16 protein-coding genes are annotated in these 18,835 nt (G+C 31.9%); 9 read left to right on the plus strand and 7 right to left on the minus strand.

All coding sequences use genetic code 11. The features are described from left to right. Positions 1-272: 272 nt before the first annotated feature. Positions 273-974, minus strand: coding sequence for a FadR/GntR family transcriptional regulator (locus Q1B37_RS04420; protein ID WP_299602215.1), 702 nt, complete (start codon positions 972-974; stop codon positions 273-275). Between the two features lie 253 nt (positions 975-1,227). Next, positions 1,228-2,937, minus strand: coding sequence for a transporter (locus Q1B37_RS04425; RefSeq protein WP_299895923.1), 1,710 nt, complete (start codon positions 2,935-2,937; stop codon positions 1,228-1,230). 46 nt (positions 2,938-2,983) lie between these two features. On the opposite strand from Q1B37_RS04425, the gene Q1B37_RS04430 reads away from it, so the two are divergent. The 5 genes from Q1B37_RS04430 to Q1B37_RS04450 are packed head-to-tail and all read left to right on the plus strand — an operon-like array spanning position 2,984 to position 9,289. Further along, complete coding sequence (locus Q1B37_RS04430) at positions 2,984-3,268, plus strand: DUF4834 family protein (protein ID WP_366944293.1); 285 nt, start codon at positions 2,984-2,986, stop codon at positions 3,266-3,268. A gap of 31 nt (positions 3,269-3,299) precedes the next feature. Next, positions 3,300-5,729, plus strand: a complete 2,430-nt coding sequence (locus Q1B37_RS04435; RefSeq protein WP_299895925.1) for a YfhO family protein — start codon at positions 3,300-3,302, stop codon at positions 5,727-5,729. A gap of 15 nt (positions 5,730-5,744) precedes the next feature. Further along, positions 5,745-7,028, plus strand: coding sequence for a glycosyltransferase family 4 protein (locus tag Q1B37_RS04440; RefSeq protein WP_299895927.1), 1,284 nt, complete (start codon positions 5,745-5,747; stop codon positions 7,026-7,028). A gap of 36 nt (positions 7,029-7,064) precedes the next feature. Continuing rightward, entirely contained in the window at positions 7,065-7,832 is a 768-nt protein-coding gene (locus tag Q1B37_RS04445) for a hypothetical protein (RefSeq protein WP_299895929.1), read from the plus strand. Continuing rightward, positions 7,832-9,289 (plus strand): oligosaccharide flippase family protein, encoded by a 1,458-nt coding sequence (locus tag Q1B37_RS04450; RefSeq protein ID WP_299895931.1) that lies wholly within the window; start codon positions 7,832-7,834, stop codon positions 9,287-9,289. Before Q1B37_RS04445 ends, Q1B37_RS04450 begins: the two co-directional genes overlap by 1 nt. 56 nt (positions 9,290-9,345) lie before the next feature. Here Q1B37_RS04450 and Q1B37_RS04455 read toward each other — a convergent pair whose 3' ends face one another. Both Q1B37_RS04455 and Q1B37_RS04460 read right to left on the minus strand, forming a co-directional pair. After that, positions 9,346-10,629, minus strand: coding sequence for a hypothetical protein (locus Q1B37_RS04455; RefSeq protein WP_299895934.1), 1,284 nt, complete (start codon positions 10,627-10,629; stop codon positions 9,346-9,348). A 331-nt stretch (positions 10,630-10,960) separates the two neighbouring features. Then, positions 10,961-11,617, minus strand: a complete 657-nt coding sequence (locus tag Q1B37_RS04460; protein WP_299895937.1) for a hypothetical protein — start codon at positions 11,615-11,617, stop codon at positions 10,961-10,963. 356 nt (positions 11,618-11,973) lie between these two features. Here Q1B37_RS04460 and Q1B37_RS04465 point away from each other — a divergent pair, with 356 nt between their 5' ends. Then, positions 11,974-12,765, plus strand: coding sequence for a hypothetical protein (locus Q1B37_RS04465; protein WP_299895940.1), 792 nt, complete (start codon positions 11,974-11,976; stop codon positions 12,763-12,765). A 62-nt stretch (positions 12,766-12,827) separates the two neighbouring features. Here Q1B37_RS04465 and Q1B37_RS04470 read toward each other — a convergent pair whose 3' ends face one another. Both Q1B37_RS04470 and uvrA read right to left on the minus strand, forming a co-directional pair. Continuing rightward, on the minus strand, positions 12,828-13,466 hold the full coding sequence (locus Q1B37_RS04470; RefSeq protein WP_299895943.1) for a peroxiredoxin-like family protein: 639 nt from the start codon (positions 13,464-13,466) through the stop codon (positions 12,828-12,830). Positions 13,467-13,549: 83 nt separating this feature from the next. Then, on the minus strand, positions 13,550-16,330 hold the full coding sequence (gene uvrA, locus Q1B37_RS04475; RefSeq protein WP_299895946.1) for an excinuclease ABC subunit UvrA: 2,781 nt from the start codon (positions 16,328-16,330) through the stop codon (positions 13,550-13,552). 239 nt (positions 16,331-16,569) lie between these two features. Here uvrA and Q1B37_RS04480 point away from each other — a divergent pair, with 239 nt between their 5' ends. Next, the gene (locus Q1B37_RS04480; RefSeq protein ID WP_299602193.1) at positions 16,570-17,154 is read left to right on the plus strand and encodes a sigma-70 family RNA polymerase sigma factor; all 585 of its coding nucleotides are present in this window, start codon (positions 16,570-16,572) and stop codon (positions 17,152-17,154) included. Positions 17,155-17,229: 75 nt separating this feature from the next. After that, positions 17,230-17,379: a hypothetical protein gene (locus tag Q1B37_RS04485; protein ID WP_299602190.1), complete on the plus strand. Its 150-nt coding sequence runs from the start codon at positions 17,230-17,232 to the stop codon at positions 17,377-17,379. A 40-nt stretch (positions 17,380-17,419) separates the two neighbouring features. On the opposite strand, the gene nth is transcribed toward Q1B37_RS04485, so the two are convergent. Next, a complete protein-coding gene (gene nth, locus Q1B37_RS04490; RefSeq protein ID WP_299895948.1) occupies positions 17,420-18,070 on the minus strand; it encodes an endonuclease III in 651 nt (216 codons plus the stop codon). A 156-nt stretch (positions 18,071-18,226) separates the two neighbouring features. On the opposite strand from nth, the gene bcp reads away from it, so the two are divergent. Further along, positions 18,227-18,676: a thioredoxin-dependent thiol peroxidase gene (gene bcp, locus Q1B37_RS04495; RefSeq protein WP_299602184.1), complete on the plus strand. Its 450-nt coding sequence runs from the start codon at positions 18,227-18,229 to the stop codon at positions 18,674-18,676. The last annotated feature ends 159 nt before the right edge of the window (positions 18,677-18,835 follow it).

Below are 18,835 nucleotides of genomic sequence, written 5' to 3' on the forward strand. Positions count from 1 at the left end.
AGTTTATTTTAGAAATAAGCACATAGCCATTACTGGCTATTTTTAATTTGTGTGTATTGCTATTACTTAACTAAACATTAACAAGAGTAAAGGTTTAACTCTATATTATTTGTTACCTTTGTCAATGCGTATTTGTTTAAGTAATAAAGCGTATTATTCATTTTAACAGACTTCTCTCTCGAAACTTGAAGTGATAAATAGAATAATTTAAGAGGATAGGTTTCACCTGTCCTTTTTTCATTTAATGTTTTAATTTACATAGGCAAGGAGTATTAGGTTCTACAGTATTGGTATAAATCATTAAAATGTATTTTCAAGCTTTCTGTAGCTTGATCTGGATCATTATTTTTTATTGCATTTACGATATCCTGGTGTTCTTTAATTAGGGTAGAAAAGTTGGTTTTATCGCAAATTTTATTTGTTACGAAATTTGTTATTATTTCAGGAGTTATAACGAGCATTAATGAATTAATAACACTATTACAACTAGCTTCTGCTAATTTTAGATGAAATAGTAGATCTTCATCGATAGCATTCTCTCCATTAATAGATTTATTTATGTAAGCTTCATGAGCAACCTCTATTTGATAAAGTTGTTGCTCTGTTCTGCGAACAGCGGCTAGTTTAACAGCCTTTGTTTCTAAGATCAATCTGGTTTCTACTAATGATTTAAAATCCGGTGTTTGTAAGTGTAGAATATTGGCCATCATAGAATTCAATGCACCTACACCTATTTTGGAAACAAAAGTTCCACTCTTAGGATATTTTTTTACAAGTCCGTAAAACTCTAATTTTTGAATTGCTAGTCTTAATTGACTTCTACTCACTCCAAATTTCTCCGATAAGGTTCTTTCGGAAGGTAATTTGTCTCCTGGTTCGAGTTGACGGTTTATAATTAATTCTCTTATTTTAGAAATAACCGTTTCAATTTCATCTCTAGGAGATAATGATTCTGGTTTCAAGTTAGTTTTCATAGTTTATAATTGGTCAACCAAATTGGTTAACCAAATATAAGGTAATTATTTTAACCTGCGTATTTTTTATGTTAAAAAATGATGGAAATACTAATTTAGCGCATCGTTTTATTAGGAATTATCATTTTATTGCGTTAATGTTTTTATCGTTACTTACGGAAATTATGGAACTAAAAAAGGCTGAGTACAATAGCACTCAGCCTTTTTCATATGGTATACAAACTCGGATGTTATTTCCGGAATGTATTAATGATTAATTATCATTATTATCATTTTCCTCTTTTTCTTTTTCTTCTTTTTTTCTCTTCTTTTCTTCCGCTTTTTTACGCTTTTCTTCTTCCTTTTTTCTTTTCTTTTCTTCTTTCTTTCTTCTTTTTTCTTCAGCTTTTTTACGCTTTTCTTCTTCCTTTTTAGCTTTTTCCTGCTCTTTCTGTAACTTCTCGTAAGCAGCATCTATATCTTCTTCGTCCTCTGCGTCTTTTTTGTCATCAGTTTTATCTTCTTTGGCATCAGGTTTCGTGTCAGAACCGAGCTCTTTTTCCATCTCTTCCAACTTCTTGAGTTCTTCATCTATCTGTTTCAGTTCATCATCCACACCTTCGTCTTGCTCCATTTTATCCAATTCAGCATCGATGTCTTCGATCATTTTTTGCTTTTCTTTTTCTGCCTTTAATTTTGCTTTTTCAGCTTGTTTTGCAGCTTTAGCTTCACGTTTTAGACGTCTTCTTTCTTCTTTCTTAAATTTCTTTTCGTCTTTTTTATCCTGTTTCTCTTTTTCAATTCGTTCGCGTTCTAGACGTTGTGCCGTTCTTCTTTCGTCAAGATCTTTCTCCATTGCATCTCGATGACTACCATCTTCAAAATCATTAATGAATGGAGTTTGCTCTTGTTTTAAACTATCGTTTTCAATTTCTTCGATTTCTTCATCTAACTCCAGGCCATCTTTATCTTTTTCTTTATCCTTTTCTTCTTCCTCGTTTTCATCCTTTTTGATCCCGCTTTCGAACCCTGGCTTTTCAATAATCTCATCTTTACGATGCCAATCAAACCTATAGGAAGCACCAAGACTTACTCTAAATATAGATGGAGTATCTTTAAAATTGGTGGCGATGTTGGCATCTATTTGCAGATCCTGATTCCATAAATAGGCTCCACCAAGTCTTATAATATTATCACTATAGAAATCACTCTTTTGTCCTTGGTATTCACCAAATATTGCCCATTTGTCATTTAGAGTATGAGTACTTGTGATAATCCAACCATAAGCGGGATTATCCGTAGTGATTTTATCTACAATAAGATTTGTAACTAATACCCAACTACCAGCATTGCTCGTCCACCAGTTGTTTTGAGTCATTATAACAATTTTTGGACTTATGGTGGCATCCGTTGGAAAAGTAAAAGCGTTATCTGTATTTACATAATTCATACCTACGTATGCAGAAACCGCTGGGATTAAACTTTTCCACTTAAATCGATAACGTTCTTTCCAACTTTTTAACTCATCATAATTGATAGAGTCATTTTCTTTAGGTTTTTTATAAGGATCATAAATAAGGTATTTAACTCCTATAGTATTGGATTCAAAGTCAGTTTTTCTGATTTTTTGTTCGTTGGCACCAATAGTTTGCCTGATCCCGTCACTTCTAAAACTACCATCTAAGCTAATTTCTAATTGCTCGATAAGTAACCCGTATCTTATGTTATAATCAAAGTTGAATGTACTTGATTTTGTATCAAATATTTTATGTCTTTCTCTTCCGAAACCTAATCCACCTTCGAGTTGTAATACATTATTACCAACAGAAAAGGCACCTTGAGAAACTCCAGGTCTGTTTGTATTAATCTTTTCAGTGTATTGAGCAGTTGAAGTTAGACCAAGTAGCAATAGGCTAACTACCAGCAGCATCGATTTAGGGCTCATATTCCATAGATTTGGTTCAAATATAGCAGATTTTATCATTTTTTTAGGATTGACTGCCTGTAATTGTATAGAGAGTTCCCTATTTTTGAAAAAAAATAATATGCAAGAGGCTTCTTTCTTAGGGGTATTAAAGGTAATTCTCATTCTGTTATTGATATATTACGGATTAAAGATACTAACGCGATTATTTGGTCCTCTATTGCTTAGATATGTAACAAAGAAAGCTGGAGAAAGATTTCAACAACAGTTTCAGCAATATAATCAGTCTCAATCTTCTGGAGATAATGATGTAACCATTGATAAAAAGCCAAAACAAAAATCTACTAATAAAGATGTGGGAGAGTACATCGATTTTGAGGAAATTGATTAATTTGGCGGCTCATACATAAATTGTCATTCGCATGATGCCTTATCTAAAAAGAATTTTACCTCATATCTTCGTGATTTTAGGTTTTATTATCGTTTCATTAGTTTTTTTCAATCCTGTTCTTAGCGGAAAAATGATATATCAAAATGATATAAAATTATATGAAGGTACGGCTAGGCAACAAAATGAATTTCGCAAAAATACTGGAGAGGAAACTTTTTGGAATAATGCAGCCTTTGGAGGGATGCCCACATATGCTTTAGGAGCGAAGTTTCCTCATGATTATATGGATAAGTTGGATCGATTGATTCGGTTTTTACCAAGACCTGCAGATTATCTCTTTCTGTATTTAGCCTGTTTCTATGTTTTGTTACTGGTGATGCGAATTCCCTGGAAAATGGCAATTGTTGGAGCTTTGGCCTTTGGGCTATCCTCATATTTGATTATTATAATAGGAGTGGGGCATAATGCAAAAGCACATGCTATAGCTTATTTTCCATTAGTTATTGCTGGTATACTTTTAGTATTTCAAAAACGGTATGTCTGGGGATTTCTGCTTACCGCAGTGGCGATGGGATTGGAGATACAGGCTAATCACTATCAAATGACTTATTATTTAGGTTTATTAGTAGTTGTCTTGGGAATAAGTTATTTAATAGATGCTTTCAAAAAGAAAGAATTACCACATTTCTTTAAGTCTTCAGCAATATTGATCGTTGCTGCTTTTTTAGGTTTGGCGACTAACGCTACTACGTTATTATCTACAGCGGAATACGCAAAAACAAGTATACGAGGTAAAAATTTGTTAGCTGATGCCACAACGAAGAGTTCTGAAAAGAATGGACTGGATTACGAATACATAACGGCGTATAGTTATGGAAAGTTAGAGTCTTTAAACCTTTTCGTTCCTAAATTAATGGGACTAGGTAGAGCTTCTGATTTGGGGAAAGAATCAGCTTTCTATCAAAAGCTATTGCAGTTAGGCGAGTCTCCTGAAACCGCAGATTATTATGCTAATATTACTGGCTTATATTGGGGAGCTCAACCTTTTGTAGAAGCACCTCCTTATCTTGGGATTACAGTTGTTTTTCTTGCATTATTGGGATTACTTTTAGTAAAAGGTAGATTGCGCTGGTGGTTACTTGGAGGAATGATTGTGTCATTAACTTTAAGTTGGGGTAAGAATCTAGATTTTCTTACACGCTTTTTTGTTGATTATGTTCCCTTATATAATAAATTTAGAGCAGTTTCCAGTATTCAGGTACTACTAGAATTTGTAGTGCCGATAGCAGCAGTATTTGGACTCTACCAGCTTTTTAATGAAAAAACAGAGTTTAAAGAAAGACAAAAGAAATTTTTAATTTCTTTAGGAGTGTTTGGAGGATTATGTTTGATATTCTGGTTGTTTGGTGGAAGCTTATTCAGTTTTAAATCTCCAAATGATGTACAGGTGGCTATAGAACAACCTGCTATATTCGATGCCATCAAAGAAGATCGTATTACGATTATGAAAAGTGATAGTCTTCGATCTTTATTATTTATTCTTCTTATAGCTGGATTACTTTGGTTTACCTTAAAGAAAAAGATTTCTGAAAATCTAATGCTGGTTGGAGTTGGTATTTTAGTGATTCTGGATTTAGGAGGTGTAGATCGACGCAGTGTAGATAGTGATTCCTTTATTTCTAAAAGAGAATATAAACAATATTTTCAGCCAACAGCTACTGATAAACAGATTCTTAAAGACAACTCTTATTATCGTGTATTAGATCAGGCAAGAGGATTTAGAAATTCTCATACCAATAACTTCTTCAATTCTATAAATGGATATTCTGCAGTAAGACCTAGGAAGATTGATGATATTTATAATCAACACATTTTACAAGGAAATCTAGAGGTTGTGAATATGTTGAATGTTAAGTATGTAATACAGCAAAATGAAGATAGAAAATTAACCGTACAAGAAAACCCATCCATAAATGGACCTGCATGGTTTGTTTCTGAATTAAAATTTGTAGATGGTTATAAGTCTGAATTTGATGCTTTAAACGATATAGATACCAAAAACACGGCTGTTATTAGAAATGAGTTTAAAGATGAGTTAGAAAGTTACAAACCAGTAAAAGATAGCGTTTCTACTATATCAATTTCGAAAACAGATCCAAATCATTTAGCGTATAATATGTATACGAATAAACCTGGATTTGTTGTTTTTTCGGAAACCTATTATAAAGACGGATGGAATGCTTATATCGATGGAGCTCCTGAGACTGTTTATCCTGTAAATTATATGCTTAGGGGTATAAAAGTTCCTGCAGGTAAGCATACTATTGAGTTTAAATTTGAACCACAAGTAGTAAAAACAGGAAGTTCTATTACTTTGGCAAGTTCTATTATCTTTGGGTTATTGTTTTTAGGAGCTTTGTTTTTTGAGTATAAAAAGAGGAAAACAGATGTTTCTGAATAGCACTCTTACAAGGTTTTGAAAGTATTATTAATAACATATTACTGGCCTCCTGCGGGAGGTCCTGGAGTACAAAGGTGGCTCAAGTTTGTTAAATACTTCAAGGAATTCGGAATTGAGCCAACTGTATATATTCCCGAAAATCCTACGTATCCTTTAATAGATGAATCCTTGATTTCAGAAATTCCTGCGGATGTTACTATTATTAAACAACCAATTTTTGAACCGTATCGTTTTGCAGAAATTTTTTCTAAAAAAGATTCTAAAACCATCAGTAAAGGAATCATTGCCGGAAAAGATAAACAATCTTTCATGCAGAAACTTATGTTGTTCATTAGAGGTAATTTTTTTATACCAGATGCGCGCAAATATTGGGTAAAACCTTCTGTAAAATTTTTATATGATCTTATTTCTAAAGAGAATATAGATATTGTAGTTACTACTGGACCACCGCATAGTATTCATCTGATAGGGCAGGAGCTTAAGAAAAAACTGGATATTAAATGGGTAGCTGATTTTAGAGATCCTTGGACAACTATTGGTTATCATAAAAAACTGAAGCTTATAAGAAGTGCAAGAAATAAGCATATACAACTAGAGAAAGAGGTGTTGTCATCTGCAGATCACATAACTGTTACCAGTTATACAACTAAAGAAGAGTTTTCTAATATTACTAAACGACCTATCTCGGTAATTACGAATGGATATGATACTGAAGAGGTTGCTGATATTCGATTAGATACTACTTTTACAATTTCACATATTGGATCTTTGTTATCAGGACGAAATCCAAAGAGATTGTGGCAAGCAATATATGACACTGCACAAGAGAATGAAAGTTTTGCAAAACAATTAAAACTACAATTAGTAGGTGCAGTGAGCGAAGATGTTTTATTCTCTATTAAGGAAGCAGGTTTATCAGATTTTCTGGAAATTAAAGGATATGTATCTCATAAAGAAGCTATAGAGATTCAGCGTAGTTCTCAGGTATTATTAGTAATAGAGATTGACTCAGAAGAAACAAAATGTATTATACCTGGGAAACTATTTGAATATATGATCTCGGAAAGACCTATTATCGCTGTTGGCCCCAGAGATGCAGATATTTCTAAATTAATAGAAGAAACAGATTCCGGGAAATATTTTGATTACGATGCTTATGATGAAATGAAACGTTTACTTCTTGAATATTTTAGTAAGTTTAAAGAAGGAAAACTTAATTCTCAGGCGATAGGAATTGAAAAGTATAGTAGACGATCTTTGACCAAAGAGATGTCTATGTTGCTAAAGAAATTAAAATAGTCTTGATTTTCTTTTTAATATAATATTAGAATCAATATGTCAGATAAATGTATATATCTTGAGTGTAATCAGGATCAAGTGGAATTTTATGGTTCTAAATTTTGTTCATTTCATGATAAAGGAGGATTCTGGGGCAATGGACAGTTCTATGAAAGATATAGTATTCTTGAAGAACAATTTATAAAATTTATAAAAGTTGTTCCTTTAAACGATCCATACCATTTGAAAATTCATTCACCTGTTTTACGAGGTTTAATTCTAAGTATTTGTGCTGAGATAGAAATCTTTTTCAAAGAATGTGGTAAATACTCATGTTCTCTGGATCCAAATAATAAATTATGGAATAAATATAAAGAACTTGATAATTCCGGCAAACAAAAGAAAGAGAGAGCTTGGAACTTTCAAGATTATAGAGTTTTTAAAAATGACTTTCCTAAAGATCTTTCAGTTTATGTTCTTCCAATGGATGAAGAGAGAAAACCTTTCTCTACATGGTCAGGGCGAACACCACCAGCTTGGTGGAATGCTTATAATTCAATTAAACATAATGGTCTAAAATCAATTGGGGAGGCAAGTCTAGAAAATACATTAGATTGTTTATCCGCACTTTTCTTGATGCACTGTGTAAATTCGTATTCAAAAAATTACTTATTGAAATTTAGGCAAGGTTCATATCAAAATCAGGGTATAACTAGTCCATTAGATTCAAAAAGATACCTTTTTCGTTATGGAAAAACTAATTCCGGTAATATTTATAAATCATTTAGGAATTCAAATAGTATAAGAGATAAATACTCTAAATAATGGGAATAGTTGCTAATCAATCGATCAAAAATGTCATCATTACTTGTTTAGGTTTTGGGATTGGTGCTATTAATACCTTGTTTCTTTTTACAAAATTTTTGGAAGAGGAGTACTACGGACTGGTTTCTTATTTGTTTTCTGCATCAAATATTATCTGGCCTCTAATGGCTTTTGGAGTGCATAATACTGTTGTAAAGTTTTATTCATCCTATTCCGATAAAAAGGAACAAAATAAGTTTATGACGATAATGCTTATTTTACCTATGTGCGTTGCTATTATCATTGGTGCCGTAGGTACTGTTTTTTATGAACATGTCCTAAGTTATTTTGAAGAAGATAACACTATTGTACAGCCTTATGTTTGGACCATTTATGTGCTCGCTATTGCTTTATCTTATTTCGAAATATTTTTTGCTTGGGCTAAAGTTAAACTTAAAAGTGTTTTTGGTAATATTTTAAAAGAATTGTTCGTAAGAACTTGTCTTATGGTATTACTATTTTTAGTTTATTTAGAAGTAATTACCGTAGTACAATTTATTTATGCGATTGTATTCGTATATATAGCTAGATTATGCATTATGGCTATTTATGTATATAGATTGCTAAATTTCTCATTTAGCTTTTCATTGCCTTCTAATTTCATAAACGTATTTAAGTATTCTTTATTGATTTTGTTGGCAGGATCTGTCGCTACTCTTTTAATTGATTTGGATAAGACAATGATAGAGCGTTATCTACCTATCGAATATGTGGCTAAATATGGTATTTGTGCTTATATCGCAAGTGTGATAATTATTCCTTCCAGAGCGATGCATCAAATTACATATCCGTTAACGGCAAAACTCATTAATGAAAAGAATTTTGAACAACTTAGAATATTATATCAAAAAAGTTCTTTAAATCTTTTCGCAATCAGTGGTTTATTATTCGTGTTGATTATTTGTAATGTAAATCAACTTTTTGAATTAATTCCGGATGAATACGAATTGTTTATCTGGGTGGTAATTCTTATCGGAATAGCTAAGTTATTTGATAATGTGCTAGGCAATAATAATTCGATCATATTTAATTCAGATTATTATCGTTTGATTCTATACATAGGAATTGCCATGGCGGTTATTGCTTTTGTTCTTAATTGGTTACTCATTCCGGTATATGGAGTGGTAGGGGCTGCTATAGCTACCAGTATGGCGGTATTTTGCTACAATACTGCAAAAGTTTTTTTAGTGAATATAAAGTTTAAAATGCAACCATTTTCTAAAAAGACTTTTCTCATTGTGATCATGATTTTAGCTTTTGTATACGGCTTTTATTTTTGGGATTTTACTTTCCATCCAGTTGTGAATATAGGTTTAAAAAGTACACTTATAGGAGGTGTTTATGTAGGTGTTTTATATTTCTTACGAGTATCGGATGATATTAATGATATAATAAAGAAAATCCCTCGAGGTGCCTAAGCATACTACTCTGAGGGATTTTCTAACTAACCAACCAAAAAAATAAATTCTTTATATTAACTTCTACTTCTTGCCGTACGAGATCTAGAATTATTAGATCTTGTAGCTCTGTTCGTAGAATTACTTCTTCTAGTTTTTACTTGAGATCTTGTAGAACCTCCTTTACTAGTATATTGACTGTTATTAGAGCGTTTTGTTACATTCCCAGATCTATTATTTCCGTTAGACCTCGAAGTTCTGGCTTTTGAAGAACCTCTTCTAGAGTTATTATTGGTTACAGCACTTCTAGTTCTCTGAGATCTGTTATTAGATTGTACTCTATTTCTACTTTCGGTATTTCTAGGTGTGACATTTGTTCTAGTTCTATCTGATCTTCTTACCTGACTTCTTGTATCAATACTTCTAGTACTTCTATTAGTCACGGTGTTTCCACTTCTATTCGTTCTTACATTATCTCTGCTATTAGAGTTTCTTGTAATAGCGTTACTTCTTGTTGTACTTCTAGAAGAATTTCTATTTTCAGTAGTTCTGTTTCTATTCACTGTTCTTGATCTAGAACGATTTACTGTATTATAGTTACGATCATTTCTTTTATACATTTCCGTTCTTCTATCTCGAGTTCTATAGTCAAGACTTCTAGCTCTATTTACTCTATATCCTCTGTTGTATGACGCAACTCTTTGATTAGGTCTATAATATGTACGACTTCTATATGGTCTTGCATAATATCCATCAAAGTAGTTTCTTCTGAATACATTATACGAACATCTATAAGGAGTATAAAATCTTCTATAAGGTCTATTGAAAACGATACATCTGCTAACTACTGGTACCGTAAAATAAGCGTGAAAAGGATTGTATACATAATACCTGTTAAAATCATTAATGAATCCAGTACAGTTTACAAAATTACCATAGCTGTTATAGTTTACATATAATCCACCAACTCTAGATACTCTACCAAAACGGTTGTAGTTGATGAATACATCTCCAGCTTGACTAATTCTACCATAATAATCATAAAAGATCGGTACATTTTCTACCTGTACTACAGCTCCATAATCATCATACTGTACGTAGGCATCATAATTATATCCAGAATTAAAACTAATGTTTACTCCAGGACGGTTAATATTTACACTAACTCCGCCTCTTGGTCTGTTTACATAGAAATCAAATTGTCCGTCTGCGTATACCGAAAACTCAACTCCATTCTCATGAAAGATGAATGATTTTCCGTAATTGTAATAACGAGATACGGTTTCTGTATTTGTTTCCAATGCATTAGCACTAAAAGTTGCTAATAGCAAGCCTGTAAAAAGTAAAACAATATTTTTCATAATCTGTGATTTTATAAAGAGTGTAAAAATTTGTTTTTTGCACTCACTTATATAGTATCAAGCAGCGTGCCAAAAATTACTTTTCTCTATATATTATACATACGTTTATTCCATGAAACAGACTATTTTTGTATGATAAGTATTTGATAAACAGTGTTTTGGTTTTAACCCAGGTCTTTTTGGATACGATATGTTTCTATATTTTAAACCCTATATATATTAAAAATTTAAAAGTGATAGTGGACTTGATTAAAACTATGAGTACATAAAAGAAAGCCTGCTACCAAATTGATAACAGGCTTTCAAAAACTAACCAACTAACTAATTTATTCTAATCATCATCGTCATCCTCTCCTTTATGATGCTTTTTATTTCTTTTTCTGTTTTTAAAATAGAAATCATCTTCCTGATTCCAATCGTGATGATTGGATCTTCCCTGTATGTTATAATAAGGATCATGTGGTGCACTACATCCGTCTATTCCGCAATATCCACATCCCGTATAATGAACATTTCCTTCTATATGTCTAATTCTACCTCTTTTTCCGTAATAGATATGTAATCCACCTATTTTGGCAACTTTTCCTCTTCTATTATAACGGATAAGAACAGAACCTATTCTTCTTACCTGATCAAATCGATTATAACTTATTGTAGTAAGGCCAACTCGTTTCAATCTTCCGTAATAATCATATTTCACAGTAAAACGATTGTTGTGTCTACGATAGTTTCTGTTGTTACCTGGAGTATTATAGTTAGACGAATTCCAATCCCAGTTGTTATAATTTCTTCTTCTTGGAGTTCTAAAGTCAACTTCTCCATTAGGATACACAAAAAATCTAACACCATTTTCGACAAATACAATAGGTTTTGCATTACGATAGCGTTTTGTAACCCTATCTACTTGATCCGACTTATTTTGATCGGCCGCTTGTGCAGCTGTTCCAACTAGTAACATTACTGCAATAAAAAGTATTACTTTTTTCATAACTAAAATGTTTTTGGGTTTATACCTACTCATTAGCTTTTCGGTTTCCGCTATTTGTGTAAAGTATATCCAAACGGCGTGCCAAAAATTATTTTATGGAAGTAAAAGAGCTTCTTTTAGTATAGAAGAAATAGGATAAAAAAACAGTTTTTAACAGGGAAAAAATTTTATATAAGGAGTGTTATCTGTTTAAAATCAGTGAAATATAATTTTATCGATTAAATTGGTTCTACAGCGAAAAAACGATTTAAAAAAACAATGAGAATATTTTTTTTGGGTGGCTTAGATCTAATTTTATGGAGTTAAAAGAAAAGACTTTTAATACTAATTGGAGAAATAATATAATAATTGGGGCTATGAAAAATATAATACTACTTACATATTGTTTTTTAACTTTTGGACTATATGGACAGGAAAAAGAATATATTCTAAATGCGGACTACACTAAAAAGATTATAGTAGAATCAAAGAACGTTTCAACCGTCTTTGGTATTGAAGAAAAGATTTTAAAGCATAAAAAGAATGCATTTATTATTAAAGATACTTTACAACCAAACTCTTTATCAGGAGTATTTATGAAAATGGGTCGTTATTTTATGATGAATGATACGCACAGCCAATATTCTAAACACGAATTGGTTTCCGAATGGCGTATTAAAGAATTAGGAGTATCTGAAAGACATATAATTTTCAATAATTATAATACACTCATTGTCAATTTAGATGATATGAAGTTTTACTTTGTTACTGATGATTTTTTGGATAAATTAGATTATACTTCGCAAAAGAAAAAGCTGGATAGACAAGCATATATAGAGAATAATAGAAAGTATAGAATGTCTAAAACCACCAATATTTCTTATCCAACAAAAGAATTTAAGTATTTATTAAGTGAATGTACTTTGTATACTGATAAATTAAAAGAGCATGCGATAAGAGCTAATAAAGGAAATATGACCAAAGCTCAAATAAGGGAGTGGAAAAAGGATATTGTAGCTGCAAAATTATTGGATTATAGGATTAGTGACTTTCTTGAAGCTTATAAAATGGCGTCTTTAAAAAAGGATTCCAATTTTGTTAATCCAATTAATGAATATAAATTGTTTTCTAAGACGTTAACTGTTGCTTCTGAAGATTCTGGATTATAATCAAACATCCAAAATGTTTTGGATGTTTGATAAATAGGATCTCAATCAAAATTTAGAATAATCTACTTAAGACTATTATAAATATCTTCGGGATCTGCTCTTTCTTTATAATCTTCTTTGATAAAATCATAAATGATCGTTCCATCTTGATCAATTACATAAGTTGCAGCTATTGGTAATTGTTGATCTTCATTACCATTGCTTTTTACCAAATCAATACCAAAACCTTTATACACTTCTGTAAGATCTTTAGGTAGTGTAAATACCAAGTTAAATTCATTAGCAACTTTATTATCGATATCGGAAAGTACTTCGAAGCTAAGATTGTTTTTTTCTGATGTGCTTAAGGAGTTATCAGGAGTTTCTGGGCTTATTGCTACGAGAGTAGCGCCAAGCTCTTCGAATTTATCTTGATATTGCTGTAGAGCTCTTAGTTCAAGATTACAATAAGGACACCAACCTCCGCGATAAAAAGACAATACTACTTTTTTGTTAAGTAATAACTCTTGTACAGAAATAGTTTTATTTGCTGCATTAGGTAATGAAATTTCTGGAATTTTATCTCCCGTTTTTAAAGCTCTTGTTATAAGCTGACTATCGCGAAGGTTATCAATTCCATTATTCATGATTTTCTGAATAGTTTCCGGGATTTTATTGGCGGATAGCGCTGCTTTTTCTTTTAATTGTTCTGTGAGTGACATTTTTTACATTTTAATATTCGGGAACTTAGCCGAAATAGAGCGCATGTCTTTACAGAATCAAATATTACAATTTTGTTAATTTTTTAAATTTTTTCAGCAAGATAATGCCCTGTATAAGATTTTTGGTTCGCACTTACTTCCTCAGGAGTCCCTTCTGCTATAATCATTCCGCCATTATTTCCACCTTCTAATCCTAAATCAATAACATGATCAGCGCATTTTACTAAATCCAGATTGTGTTCTATAACCAGTATAGAATGACCTTTGTCAATAAGTTCGTTAAAGGATTTTAGTAATTTTTTGATATCATGAAAATGTAATCCTGTAGTAGGCTCATCGAAAATAAAAAGAGCTTTATCTTTCGTATTTCCTTTTACTAGGAAGGAAGCTAATTTGATACGCTGTGCTTCACCACCAGAAAGGGTAGAGGAGCTTTGCCCCAATTGTACATATCCAAGACCAACATCCTGCAAAGGTTGAAGCTTTCTAGTAATTTTTGTTTGATTATGTTTTGCAAAGAAATCGAGTGCATTATCAATGGTCATTGTTAAAATGTCGTCGATATTTTTATCCTCATAAGTTACCTCCAGTACATCTTTTTTAAATCTTTTTCCGCCACAAGTTTCACATTCTAAATGAACATCAGCCATGAATTGCATTTCGATCGTTACTTCACCTTCACCTTTACAGGTTTCACATCTTCCACCATCCACATTAAAAGAAAAATGCTTGGATTGGTAGTTTCTTATTTTTGATAATTTCTGACTAGCAAAAAGACTTCTTATGTCATCATAAGCCTTGATATAAGTTACAGGATTAGACCTAGAAGAACGACCAATTGGATTTTGATCTACAAACTCTACATGTTTGATATTACTGTAATTTCCTTTAAGCTCTGTAAACTGACCTGCTTTTTCTCCATATCCTCCTAGTTTTTTTAATATAGAGGGATACACTATTTTTTTGATCAAAGTACTTTTTCCACTACCTGAAACTCCTGTAACTGCTGTAAATACTCCTAACGGAATAGTAACATCAATATTTTTTAAATTGTTTTCTCTTGCACCTAGGATTTCTAAATAGTATTTAGAGGTTCTTCTGTTCTTCGGGACTTCAATTTGTAAATCTCCATTTAGGTATTTAGCGGTTAAGGAATCAAATTTTAGAATTTCTTCAAAAGTTCCTTCGGCTACCAAATTACCTCCATACGTACCTGCTTCTGGACCAATATCAAGAATAACATCTGCAGCCTTCATAATATCTTCATCATGCTCAACTACAATAACGGTGTTCCCTAAATCACGAAGGGACTGTAATACTTTGATAAGTTTCTCAGTATCTTTAGGATGTAGACCAATACTCGGTTCGTCTAAGATATACATAGATCCAACCAAGCTACTACCAAGAGATGTAGCAAGATTAATACGTTGGGATTCTCCACCGGATAAGGTATTCGATTTACGATTAAGAGTTAGGTATTGAAGACCTACATTATGTAAAAACTCTAACCTGCTATTAATTTCTTTTAAGAGTCTTTTTCCAATTTGGAGTTCATATTTATTTAGTTCAAGATTTTTAAAAAAAGTTGCCAGTTCATCAAGTGGCATTTCTACAAGATCCGTAATAGCTAATCCACCAACTTTTACATAACTAGCTTCAGGTCTTAAACGTTTTCCTTTACAGCTGGTACATTTCGTTTTTCCGCGATAACGAGAAAGCATTACTCTATTCTGAATTTTATAAGCCTTTGCTTCTAGCTCTTTGAAAAATCCATCGATACCTTCAAAATACTCGTTACCACTCCATAATAACTCTTTTTGTTCTTCTGATAACTCAAAATAAGGCTTGTGTATAGGAAAATCGAATTTATAAGCACTATTGACAAGTTGATCTTTATACCAACTCATAGTATCGCCTTTCCAAGGAAAAACAGCTCCTTCGTACACGCTTAAGGATGTATTTGGAATCACTAAATCCTCATCAATACCAATAACATCTCCGTAACCTTCACATTCAGGACAAGCTCCATATGGATTATTAAAGCTAAACAAATGCACATTAGGCTCTAGAAAGGTTATTCCATCCAACTCAAATTTATTACTAAACTGACGTGATTTTTGATCTTTTAATGTTTCTATAAAACAAGTTCCTTTTCCTTCAAAAAAAGCTGAGCCTACGGCATCTGCCAGTCTATTATAAAAGTCTTCTTCATCTCGCTTAATAATACGATCAATTACCAAATGAACAGTATCTTTTTTAGTAATGGTAGCATCTTCAATTCTAGATACCGTTTCATTAACTTTTACACGTGCATATCCTTGTTGTTGTAATACTTTTAGCTTTTCTTCAACGGTTCTGCCACTTTCTACATGTATTGGAGCTAACAACAATAGTTTTTCACCTTCTTCAAAGGTTTTTACATATTCGATAACATCTGTAACGGTATCTTTTTTTACCTGATTACCTGAAATAGGAGAGTAGGTTCTACCTATTCTTGCAAAAAGTAATTTTAGATAATCATAGATCTCGGTAGTTGTTCCAACCGTGGATCTTGGATTTGTAGAATTTACTTTTTGTTCAATAGCAATGGCTGGAGCAATACCTTTTATATAATCAACTTTTGGTTTATTAAGTCGACCTAAAAATTGTCTGGCATATGAAGATAAACTCTCTACGTATCTTCTCTGTCCTTCTGCATATAAGGTATCGAATGCAAGACTTGATTTTCCTGATCCTGATAATCCGGTAATTACCACTAATTTATTTCTGGGAATGGCCGCATCTAAGTTTTTGAGATTATGCAGTTTGGCTCCTTTAATTAATATATTTTGTTTGGGATCTAAGGTAGTAATGTCTTGAATCATAGTCTATATGCGGTGTGAGCGCAAAGATAATGATAACTTAAGAAGTATAATAGTGTAGTTATACGGAAAGTTAAGTTAAAAAAATTAACACAAAATAGTTTGATTTTCAAGGATTGTTATTATATTAGCCCCTGTAAAAGTAACCAAATCTAAAAAAGAAGCGCCTATAGCACACCTTTACTTTAAAGTTTAACAAAGCCCGAGCCCCAAGCTTGTTGGTACTAAATAAAGTAATAGGTATGAAGGATTACACTATTTCAGACGCTGTGTTGGTTAATAATTACATCAAAGGTGACGAAAGCGCACTTTCTACACTAATCGAACGTCATAAACAACGTATTTACAGTTTTATTTACTCTAAAGTTTTTGATAGAGATGTATCAGAAGATATATTTCAGGATACTTTTATTAAAGTGATTCGTACGCTAAAACTTGGAAAGTATAACGAAGAAGGTAAATTTTTACCTTGGGTAATGAGAATTGCGCACAACTTAGTTATCGATCACTTTAGAAAAGGAAACAGAATGCCAAAATTCGAGGATAATGGAGAGTTTAGTATATTTTCTGTTATTAGTGATGGTGATTTAAATGCTGAAAAAAGAATTATTAAAGATCAGGTAGAGGAAGATTTAAGGAACTTGATACAAGAACTTCCAGAAGATCAAAAAGAAGTTTTGGTAATGCGTATGTACCGTGATATGAGTTTTAAAGAGATCTCGGATAAAACAGGTGTAAGTATCAATACTGCTTTAGGAAGAATGCGTTATGCATTAATTAACTTAAGAAAGGTTATAGAGAAAAATAATATTGTCCTAACAAATTAACATTTCTTTATGCAATAAAGTAGAATTTACCTCGTTATTTATAAAAAAATAACCCTTAATTTAAGATAAATTAATATGGCAAAATTTTACTTTAAGTCTTCTCAGAAAGAGGAGCAACAACAATTAGTACCAAAGAAAATTACAGTAGATTTTCTTTTAAATTACTCAAAGGCTTTAAGTGTTATAGATTATAAGAAAATGAAGTTTGAAGCGCTTCTAAATTAAAACTAAACTTTGTAAAAGACCTGTTTTCGAAACAGGTCTTTTATTTTTTATAGTACTCGTTAATTACAGATTTCCTTCCAATTGTCTTTGTAATAATATCGTTATCTAGATTCCATCCTCGCGCAGGAGAGTATTCTCGTCCATACCATATGATCTGAAGATGTAGATCATTCCACAATTCTCTTGGGAACAAACGTTTTGCATCTTTTTCGGTTTGAGTTACATTTTTACCATTACTAAATCCCCAGCGATACATTAAACGATGTATGTGTGTATCTACAGGAAATGCAGGCACTCCAAAAGCCTGAGACATTACCACACTGGCTGTTTTGTGTCCAACTGCTGGCAATGCTTCCAATGCTTCAAAACTTTGTGGAACTTCTCCATTGTGTTGGTCAATTAGTATTTGTGATAATCCATGAATACCTTTGGACTTCATTGGGCTTAACCCTACAGGTTTGATAATTTCTCTAATTTCTTCCACAGATAACTTTACCATAGTGTAAGGGTTATCAGCACGTTCAAATAAGAGTGGAGTAATTTGATTGACTCGCACATCAGTACTTTGAGCACTCATTAGAACTGCAATCAGTAATGTATATGGGTCTTTATGATCTAAAGGAATAGGGATGGTTGGATATAACTCTTTAAGTGTATTTATGGTGAAATCTACTTTTTCCTTTTTAGTCATAACTTATTTTTGTGCTAAAATATGAATATTTGTATGTTTTTAGGAATCTAATAAAAGCATAAATTTTTAATAAAATTGTTTCAGTAAAATAATTTTGTTCTAACTTTATCAAAAAAGTTTAAACAAAATATAATTTTTATCATTAACCATAATAATATGACATCATTAAAAGCAGGAGATAAAGCTCCAAATTTCTCGGCATTAGATCAGGATGGTAATACCATTAGTTTAGAAGATTATAAAGGAAAAAAACTTGTGGTTTTTTTCTACCCCAAAGCGAGCACACCAGGTTGTACTGCTGAAGCATGCAATCTGAAAGACAATTACCAAACATTTCAATCTCAAGGGTATGAGATTCTTGGAGTAAGTGCTGATAGCGCAAAGAGACAACAAAATTTCAAAAACAAATATGAACTACCTTATCCTCTATTAGCGGATGAAGATAAAAAGGTTATTGAAGCTTTTGGTGTTTGGGGACCTAAAAAATTTATGGGTAAAGAATATGATGGTATCCATCGTACTACTTTTGTTATTGATGAAAATGGAATATTATCTGAAGTAATTACAAAAGTAAAAACCAAAGAACACGCTGCACAGATTTTATAAACTAGATTTAAACTAGACAATACATAATTTTTAAAAGCCATATGTTTCAGACATATGGCTTTTTTCTATTTTTAGATCGAAAAAAGCTACCAAATCATTAAAAAAACACTTACTAGTTAACTCATAACGAATTCTATTTCTTTTCTAACATTTTATTGG

The organism is uncultured Aquimarina sp. (genome assembly GCF_947492965.1).
GTDB lineage: Bacteria > Bacteroidota > Bacteroidia > Flavobacteriales > Flavobacteriaceae > Aquimarina.

What these genes read in the sequence shown, in the direction of transcription:
- nth (WP_299895948.1), bottom strand. Translation starts at nt 18,070, where the DNA reads ATGACTAAAAAGGAAAAAGTAGATTTCACCATAAATACACTTAAAGAG.
- Q1B37_RS04460 (WP_299895937.1), bottom strand. Translation starts at nt 11,617, where the DNA reads ATGAAAAAAGTAATACTTTTTATTGCAGTAATGTTACTAGTTGGAACA.
- Q1B37_RS04450 (WP_299895931.1), top strand. Translation starts at nt 7,832, where the DNA reads ATGGGAATAGTTGCTAATCAATCGATCAAAAATGTCATCATTACTTGT.
- Q1B37_RS04465 (WP_299895940.1), top strand. Translation starts at nt 11,974, where the DNA reads ATGAAAAATATAATACTACTTACATATTGTTTTTTAACTTTTGGACTA.
- Q1B37_RS04470 (WP_299895943.1), bottom strand. Translation starts at nt 13,466, where the DNA reads ATGTCACTCACAGAACAATTAAAAGAAAAAGCAGCGCTATCCGCCAAT.
- Q1B37_RS04445 (WP_299895929.1), top strand. Translation starts at nt 7,065, where the DNA reads ATGTCAGATAAATGTATATATCTTGAGTGTAATCAGGATCAAGTGGAA.
- Q1B37_RS04480 (WP_299602193.1), top strand. Translation starts at nt 16,570, where the DNA reads ATGAAGGATTACACTATTTCAGACGCTGTGTTGGTTAATAATTACATC.
- Q1B37_RS04425 (WP_299895923.1), bottom strand. Translation starts at nt 2,937, where the DNA reads ATGATAAAATCTGCTATATTTGAACCAAATCTATGGAATATGAGCCCT.
- Q1B37_RS04435 (WP_299895925.1), top strand. Translation starts at nt 3,300, where the DNA reads ATGATGCCTTATCTAAAAAGAATTTTACCTCATATCTTCGTGATTTTA.
- Q1B37_RS04455 (WP_299895934.1), bottom strand. Translation starts at nt 10,629, where the DNA reads ATGAAAAATATTGTTTTACTTTTTACAGGCTTGCTATTAGCAACTTTT.
- Q1B37_RS04485 (WP_299602190.1), top strand. Translation starts at nt 17,230, where the DNA reads ATGGCAAAATTTTACTTTAAGTCTTCTCAGAAAGAGGAGCAACAACAA.
- uvrA (WP_299895946.1), bottom strand. Translation starts at nt 16,330, where the DNA reads ATGATTCAAGACATTACTACCTTAGATCCCAAACAAAATATATTAATT.
- bcp (WP_299602184.1), top strand. Translation starts at nt 18,227, where the DNA reads ATGACATCATTAAAAGCAGGAGATAAAGCTCCAAATTTCTCGGCATTA.
- Q1B37_RS04420 (WP_299602215.1), bottom strand. Translation starts at nt 974, where the DNA reads ATGAAAACTAACTTGAAACCAGAATCATTATCTCCTAGAGATGAAATT.